This window comes from Nostocoides jenkinsii Ben 74 (assembly GCF_001046875.1).
GTDB classification, from domain to species: domain Bacteria; phylum Actinomycetota; class Actinomycetes; order Actinomycetales; family Dermatophilaceae; genus Nostocoides_A; species Nostocoides_A jenkinsii.
The window spans coordinates 3,793,800-3,795,381 of record NZ_HF571038.1 but is presented as its reverse complement, the minus strand read 5'-3'; the positions used below and the strand labels follow the sequence as shown (position 1 = coordinate 3,795,381).

At 68.5% G+C, this 1,582-nt stretch carries 2 protein-coding genes and 1 pseudogene; all 3 read left to right on the top strand.

What is annotated here, in order from left to right; translation table 11 throughout:
- Nucleotides 1–447 (top strand): annotated as a pseudogene (locus tag BN13_RS20535) (hypothetical protein); the annotation flags it as partial.
- Between the two features lie 35 nt (nucleotides 448–482).
- The gene (locus BN13_RS18110) at nucleotides 483–1,298 is read left to right on the top strand and encodes a PP2C family protein-serine/threonine phosphatase (RefSeq protein ID WP_235434114.1); all 816 of its coding nucleotides are present in this window, start codon (nucleotides 483–485) and stop codon (nucleotides 1,296–1,298) included.
- On the top strand, nucleotides 1,299–1,582 hold a 284-nt coding region (locus BN13_RS20530), incomplete at its 3' end, for a hypothetical protein (RefSeq protein ID WP_048548613.1). It abuts the gene before it with no gap.

Genomic DNA, 1,582 nt, shown 5'->3' with positions numbered 1-1,582 from the left:
CCGCCACTTGGCGGGCTGGCCGCGCTGGCCGGGGTGGGCGCGGGGGCGCGGGGGCTGCGCCGTTGGCGCCGCCGCTCGACGGGCGCACCCAGTCGGCGACTGGCGGCGGGCTGGCGTGATCTCACGGATCACGCACGCGATCTCGGAACCTCAGTGGATGCTCGCTTGCCGCGTCGTGAGCAAGCACAGCTTGTGGGCCACGCGCCGCTCGCCGTCTGGGCCAATCGCGCCGTCTTCGCTCCCGGCGTGCCGACGTCTGCCGAGATCGAGCGCTATTGGCGAGAGCTGCGGGGGGCGCGCCGACAACTCAGCCGGTCGGCGCCGTGGCATCGACGTCTCTTGCGGCCGTTGTCGCCTCGAAGTTTCCTGGTGCGCGAGCCGGCGATCGTCGTCGCGGATGAGGCGCCGGTGTCCCGTCGAGTCGCAACCCCCCGGCGGCGGACATGACCGCCTCGGGCACTAGCACCGTGCATGGTGTTTCGTTGAGTTGGGGCGCGCACTCGGAGACGGGCAATCGCCGCGAGAACCAGGATGTCTTTCTCGCCGACCACCCCGTCTTTCTCGTCGCGGACGGCATGGGAGGGCACGACGATGGCCGTTCGGCCGCGCTGACTGTGGCGCGCTCGTTCAGCACACTCGTGGGGGCTGAGCGAGTCACCATCGAGCAAGTTCGCACGGCCATCAAGGGCGCGCGGGATCTCATTGACTCCCGCGAGACGGCCGGGCGAGCGCCCGGCTCGACTTTGGCCGGGATCGCGTTGACCGAGAGCGATGGCGTGCTCTGCTGGTTGGTGGTGAATATCGGCGACTCACGTGTCTATCGCCTCGCCGCAAACAGCCTTGAGCAGGTCAGCATCGATCATTCGCGCGTTCAAGAACTCATCGACGCGGGTCAACTCACGCCGCAGTCGGCCCGCGCCCACGGTCAGCGCAATGTCATCACCAGAGCGCTGGGCGGCGGCATCGCGGGGTCACCGGAGCCGGACCAGTGGCTGTTGCCCGTGCGGGAAAGCGATCGCTTCCTCATCTGCAGTGACGGCCTGTCCGGTGAGGTCACCGACCAGCTGATGACGGCGACCCTGATGGTGTGCGCGGATGCGCAGCAGGCCGCCGAAACACTCGTCCGTGCCGCGGTAGCGGCCGGCGGTCGCGACAATGCCACCGCGATTGTCGTGGACGTGATCGCCGGAGTCAGCGCGAGCGACGTGGACCTCGACGTGACGCTCGAGCACGTGCCGCTCGACATCGCCGCGGCGTTGACGAATGGCGCTCCGCGGGACGTGGAAGGAATGGACTAGGTGGCGCGCATCAGATGGGTCGTCGGGCAGGATCACGGGCTTGTGTGGTCCGGTGGGATTGCGTTAATTGAGGGGGTTGTCGATTCCGGCGTCGTCGAACGGCTGTGGGGGGTACTCGAGGCAGGAGGCGACTTGCCGGTCTTCTTGGAGGCGTTACGTGCCGAAACAGGGTCGGACTTCCTCACCCTGCCGTCCTTCGCGATCGCGTTCCTGGGTGCGGGTCGGGCCCACGTGGCCGTCCGGGGGGCCTTCGACGCGTCGGCTTCGAAGGGCGATCGGCAGGT